The 5,218-nt window shown below is 70.6% G+C and carries 6 protein-coding genes; 4 read left to right on the forward strand and 2 right to left on the reverse strand.

The window, feature by feature from the left end:
• Positions 1 to 275 (reverse strand): four-helix bundle copper-binding protein (locus MFF42_RS17275; protein ID WP_238256851.1); only part of this gene is annotated, 275 nt, incomplete at its 3' end.
• A gap of 164 nt (positions 276 to 439) precedes the next feature.
• Here MFF42_RS17275 and MFF42_RS17280 point away from each other — a divergent pair.
• The 4 genes from MFF42_RS17280 to MFF42_RS17295 all read left to right on the forward strand — a co-directional run bounded on the left by MFF42_RS17280 (position 440) and on the right by MFF42_RS17295 (position 4,848).
• On the forward strand, positions 440 to 742 hold the full coding sequence (locus MFF42_RS17280; protein ID WP_012454418.1) for a metal-sensitive transcriptional regulator: 303 nt from the start codon (positions 440 to 442) through the stop codon (positions 740 to 742).
• 341 nt (positions 743 to 1,083) lie between these two features.
• Positions 1,084 to 2,451 carry a hypothetical protein gene (locus MFF42_RS17285; protein ID WP_238256852.1) on the forward strand — a complete coding sequence of 456 codons (1,368 nt, stop codon included), beginning with the start codon at positions 1,084 to 1,086 and terminating at the stop codon, positions 2,449 to 2,451.
• Between the two features lie 11 nt (positions 2,452 to 2,462).
• The gene (locus MFF42_RS17290) at positions 2,463 to 3,296 is read left to right on the forward strand and encodes a hypothetical protein (protein ID WP_012454416.1); all 834 of its coding nucleotides are present in this window, start codon (positions 2,463 to 2,465) and stop codon (positions 3,294 to 3,296) included.
• A gap of 691 nt (positions 3,297 to 3,987) precedes the next feature.
• The gene (locus MFF42_RS17295) at positions 3,988 to 4,848 is read left to right on the forward strand and encodes a hypothetical protein (RefSeq protein ID WP_012454415.1); all 861 of its coding nucleotides are present in this window, start codon (positions 3,988 to 3,990) and stop codon (positions 4,846 to 4,848) included.
• On the opposite strand, the gene MFF42_RS17300 is transcribed toward MFF42_RS17295, so the two are convergent.
• Positions 4,785 to 5,218, reverse strand: a 434-nt coding sequence (locus MFF42_RS17300; protein WP_238256853.1) for a hypothetical protein, incomplete at its 5' end; no start/stop codon positions are given. The two genes, MFF42_RS17295 and MFF42_RS17300, sit on opposite strands and share 64 nt — an antisense overlap.

Raw genomic sequence — 5,218 nt, forward strand, 5'->3', positions numbered from 1 at the left:
TGCATGTCGCCGACCTGCTCGCAGCTGCGGGCGCAGTCCTCGCAGACGTCGGCGCACTCGGCGCAGGTGTGCTTGTGGTGCGCGGTGCCGAGCAGCATGAAGTGCGCCGAGGTCCGGCAGATCTCGGCGCAGGCCAGCATCAGCCGGAAATGCTCGGGCTCGACGTGCTTGCCGCCGGCCGGGAGGCAGTGGTTCGAGGCCATGCCGAGGCAGGTCTGATAGCAGCGCAGGCACTCGTCGATGCAGGACTGCATGTCCGGGCTCATCTGATGCATTTGGCGGCTCGCATTGTTGGGGGTGGGGTCAAGCCTTACTATGAGGAGCGGCCCGCAAGCTCAGGCGGAGCTCGGGGGCTCGCGATGAATCAACATACCCTTTTGGGGTATGGTTCCGGGTTGCGGGCCGTCGCTCGGCCTCCCCACCAGAGGTGCACGGCAACATGTCAGGTTCCGAAGTGGACCACGGGGGCGTCCCGGTCGACCACAAGCAGCAGCTTCCGCGGCTCCGCCGCATCGAGGGGCAGGTGCGCGGCGTGCAGCAGATGATCGAGACCGGGCGCTACTGCGTCGACGTCGCGCATCAGATCGATGCGGTGATTGCGGCGCTCCGGCGCGTGCAGTCCGACATGGTTCGCGACCACATGCACGCGCTGGTGCAATCGTCCCTCGCCGGCAACCTTTCGGAGGCCGAGCGGCAGCGGCTCGCGGATGAGGTCGGCAGCCTCATCGCCCGGATCGTCTGACCTCCGCCAGGCGCCTCGCGCGAGGGCGCCTCGTTCGTGGTCGTCGTCCCCGCCTCCCGGCAAGGGGAAGGCGTCGCACCCGCCGCGGTGGCGGGGTGGCCTGCGCCCCTCGGTCCCGCCGCGGCCCCCGCACCCGCCTCGCCGCTCGGTCTTGGCTGGTCACCTCCGACCTCGCCGCCTCGTTCCTCGTGGGGCGAGCCTTCAGCCCCCTGGCCGCATCGATTGTCGCCTCCCGGCAACACGCGGCGAGATCTTGTCCTCCTCCAGGGATTATCGGCACGTTGGCTTTGACGCGCCGGCGCCGGTCCCATTACCCATAGGGGGTATCTTGGGAGGTTCGGATGACCGACACGTCGCGACGGGGCTTTCTCGCATGCGCCGCCGGGGCGTTGGCCGCGACGGCAACCCTGTCGAGCGGCGTCGGTCGGGCATTCGCGCTCGAACAGCGTAACGAGGTCGGCTTCCTCAAGGGCCCGTACAACCTCGCGTTCTTCTACCGGCACAACCAAGCGTACCGCATCGGTGCCGGGATGCACTTCTTCCACTCGAAGCAGCACGACCTGCTGCAACTCACCCGGTTCGAGGACCACTCCGCGGTCGACGCCCGCTTCGACAAGGAAGCGCAGGGATGGCTGCGCGACCCGCCGGCCACCGAGCCGGAGATGCCGTACTACTCGTCCTACGTCGACCGGGCGATGCACACGCTGTTCCGGACCATCGACTGGACGCACATGCATCACGAGCAGACTTACGACGTGATGGCGTTCCGCGAGATCCCGTGGGCCGAGAAGAAGGTTTGGACCGACCGCGCGGTCGAATACTACCTCGCCATGCAGACCCCGGGCGTGCCCCGCAGCGTCGCGCCGCTTGAGCTGACGATGCGGCGGGCGGGCATCATGATGAAGCCCTATTTCAACTACTTCCGGAACTTCTACCCGCTCGACCAGAGTCTGTTCTACGTCGCCCACTGGTGGCACCCGGCTGTCTACGAGGCCCAGATGATCGCGGGCAACCGCGACCAGGAGGTCGCTATCCGGGCCGTGCAGGACACCCTGTACCGGGACGTCCTCCCGGACCGGCCGGGCCGGATGGTCCTCTCGCGGGAGATCATGCCGCGCTACGCGCGGATGAGTCCCGAGAGCGCGAACATCTTCGACAACCTGCACATGCTCCACGGCATCGCCTACTCGATCCTGGCCTACAAGGGCTGGACGGTCGAGGAGAAGCGGGCCGAGATGTACCGGGTCATCGACGCCATGGGCTACCAGCCCGGCGACGAGGCCTACGCCCGCAAGTTCCGCGAGCCCCACCCCAGTTACGATCCGCGCACCTACCCGGCCTGGGTGCGCGCGCCTCAGGGCGCCATGGGCATGATCATGATGGACATGCTCATGGAGATGCTGCCGATGATGTACCCGGGCGGCCTCTCGAAGGCGCAACGGGCCGCAGTCATGCGGCAGATGATGATGAACGGCCGGCTCGGGATCGAGCCCGGCGAGGTGCCCGGCTCGCTCCGCGACGCCCTGATGCAGGTCGCCCCCGGCATGCGGATGATGCCGGGCGCCACCGAGCCCGGCGAGACCCCGGCCATGATGGTCGAGCACATGCTCTCCGCCTGGAAGGCCAAGGCCGCCCATATCCCCGACGTGCCCTCCATCGACATGTCCGTCGAGCCGAGCCTCGGCCCGGTCCGCGTTGCCGTCCGCTGAGGAGCCGCCCGATGTCGATGACCACGCGCGGCGCCCTCGCGGCCCTCCTCGCCCTCTGCGCCGGCCCGGCGCTCGCCGCCGACCACTCCAACCTGGAGGAGGGCCTGCCCATCACCATCGAGGATGCCTATCCGATCAAGGAGAACGGCCTCGAAGTGCAGTCCTACTTCCAGTACAACCGCATCCGGAACGACCCGCGCGGCCTCAGCAGCCTGATGGCCGTGCCGCGGCTGGAATGGGGCGCCTTCAAGAACTTCCAGCTCTCGGTCGAGGCGCCGTACCGTGTCGGGACGGCGAGCGATACGGACCAGGGCGCGTTCCGGGCGCAAGGCTTCTACAACGTCAACCAGGAGGACCTGGTCCTGCCCGCGATGGCGGTCGCCTTCGGCGTCAACACGCCCTACGGGCGGATGGCCGGCGGCACCGAGACCGAGCTCAAGTTCCTGGCCACCAAATCCCTCGGCACGCCCGATCCGGAGGGGCTCTCGCCGTACTCGTACGTGCCGCGCCAGATCCACTTCAACGCGTCCTGGTTCCACAACTACGACCCGATAACCGGACGGGACGCGGAGCGGCGCGACCGTTACCGGGTCGGCGTCGCCTACAGCCAGCCGGTGTCGAACGACGTCGTGTTGGTGGCGGACGTCTACCGCGAGACGGACCGGGAGCGCGGCCGCGCGGTGAACCTCGCCGAGATCGGCGCCCGCTACATCGTGACGCCGCAGACGCTCCTGGTCGGGGCCGTCGGCGTCGGCTTCGGCGGCGACCGCCGGCAGGACTTCCGGGTCACGGCCGGCCTTCAGCACTCGCTGAGCTTCCCCTACTCCTTCGACCCGCCCCGCTGAGAGGCGGGTACCGTTCCCCCCGGGCGCGCGGCCTCCCGCGTTCCCGGGCGTGTATCCGCGAGACCGGAGAGTTCGCATGCGCGCGGAACGCCATGCCTGGACATCCAGGAACGCGGGACGAAGGCGCCGCGTCCGGCCAGGGGTTCGGGCGGCCGCGCGGAGAACGTTCCTGCGCATCCTGGTGGCCATCGCGGTCGCGGGGGCGTGCGGCGTCGTCGGCAGGCAGATCCTGACCTCCACGGCCTGGACGGGCCGTTACATGGGCGATCAAGGCCCACGCGGTACCCCGGGGCCGTAGCGGCGGCCGGTCCGGGCCGGCGCAGCGAGCGCCACGGGGTTGAGGGGCGATCCGCACCGGAGCGCGACGCGGGGCCCCGGCTGCAGGTCCCGGTGCGTCGATGGACGCTTGCGCAGGGTCGATCCCGTCGGCTGCCGCCGCGGACGCCTCGGATGCGGGCGTCCGCCATGGGTCTCCTTGTCCGCGCGGGCGGGACGGGCGGCTGGCGAGGCGCGCGGCGGGCGGGCGAGCGCGTGGCTCCGGCGCCCGAGCGGGCGGGACGCAGGAACCGGACCCGTGCGGGGGCGCTATGTCGCGCGTCCCGGATTCGGCCCGGGGCGTGCGCGGCGCTGTCCGGGTCGGCGCCGCGTGATAGGGTCCGGCCGGTCGACCAAGACGAGACAGGACCCAGCCATGACCGATCCGGTCTTCCGACCCGACATCCAGGATGCGCTGCTGCGGCTGCTGTTCGACAAGCACCGGATCAACCTGCTCAAGGTGCCACGGGAGGACCTGCAGCCCGGCCAAGCGCTCCTGCTGGCGGGGAGCGGTGCGGTGCCGGACGCGTTCGGGCCCGTCGCGCTCCAGAACCTCGTGCCTGGCCTGGTTCTTCCGGAGGTGGCGCGCGACGCGCGCCTCGCGGACGTCGACGCCACGTTCTCGGACAGCCAGGAGGGCCGGGTCGAGGGGGGTATCTTCGCGTCCTTCCTGGAGCGGTTCTGGCCGGGCGCGACCCTGCCGAGCATCTCGGCCAAGGCGGAGGCGAGCGGCGGGCGCAAGTTGTTCCTGCGGTTCTCCAAGGCCACGCGCGACGGCATCGACTTCGCCGCGCTCGGCCGGGCGCTGGGGCCGAACGCCCCGGACCTTTCCTTCGTCGAAGGCGCTGAGGCCGTGCGGATCTTCGCCGTCGTGGACGTGTACCGCTGCCCGGAGATCGAGATGTCCTGGACGGACGACAAGGGCCGCGTGATCGACGCCGAGGCGGTGGTGGCGGAGGCGGCCAAGCTCGGCCTGGGCCACAAGGTGCGCAAGGAGGCGGGCGGGCTGGTCAAGGTGGCCGGGGACACGGCCCTGGCCTTCGGCGTCCGCCTGATGGAGCTCGTGCGCCGCGACGACGGACCCGGGTTGCGGCTGCGCCTCGCCCATACCAGGATCGACGTCCTCGGCGGCGGGCCGCGGGACGGCGGCACCGCCGAGGCGGATGCGCGGGATTACAGGCTGCTGGCCGACCCCTGGGCCGGAGGGTTGGGCATCGGGATCAGGCCGCCGGCGTAGGCCGCCGGCCAGCTCGCGGACCCGGGCAGGGCGGGCGGGTCGCGCGTGATGGCGAGCCGCGACAGAGAAAGGAAGCGGCGCTCGATCCGCCGACCGTCCACCACGACGTCGAGGATCGCGCTGTCCCCGACGCTGTGGTCGTTCCCGAAACAGACGACCGCCTCGCGCACCGTTCCCGCCGGCTTCTCGCCGCGGGCGATCACGCGCCGCGACCCGAGGTCGATCCCTGGACCGGAGACGTTGACCTCGACATGCGCCGCGACCGGGATGCCCTGCCCGAGCCGCACCGTCGCGTTGCCGGACGGCAGGTCGAGCCGGTCCCTCAGGGAAACCGTCGCTCGGTAATGCGCGAGGCCGTCCGGGCCGGTGC

Origin of the sequence: Methylorubrum podarium (genome assembly GCF_022179745.1) — a bacterium.
GTDB lineage: Bacteria > Pseudomonadota > Alphaproteobacteria > Rhizobiales > Beijerinckiaceae > Methylobacterium > Methylobacterium podarium.

Coding starts and splice junctions, on each gene's coding strand:
- MFF42_RS17295 (WP_012454415.1), top strand. CDS start 3,988: ATGACCGATCCGGTCTTCCGACCCGACATCCAGGATGCGCTGCTGCGG.
- MFF42_RS17285 (WP_238256852.1), top strand. CDS start 1,084: ATGACCGACACGTCGCGACGGGGCTTTCTCGCATGCGCCGCCGGGGCG.
- MFF42_RS17280 (WP_012454418.1), top strand. CDS start 440: ATGTCAGGTTCCGAAGTGGACCACGGGGGCGTCCCGGTCGACCACAAG.
- MFF42_RS17290 (WP_012454416.1), top strand. CDS start 2,463: ATGTCGATGACCACGCGCGGCGCCCTCGCGGCCCTCCTCGCCCTCTGC.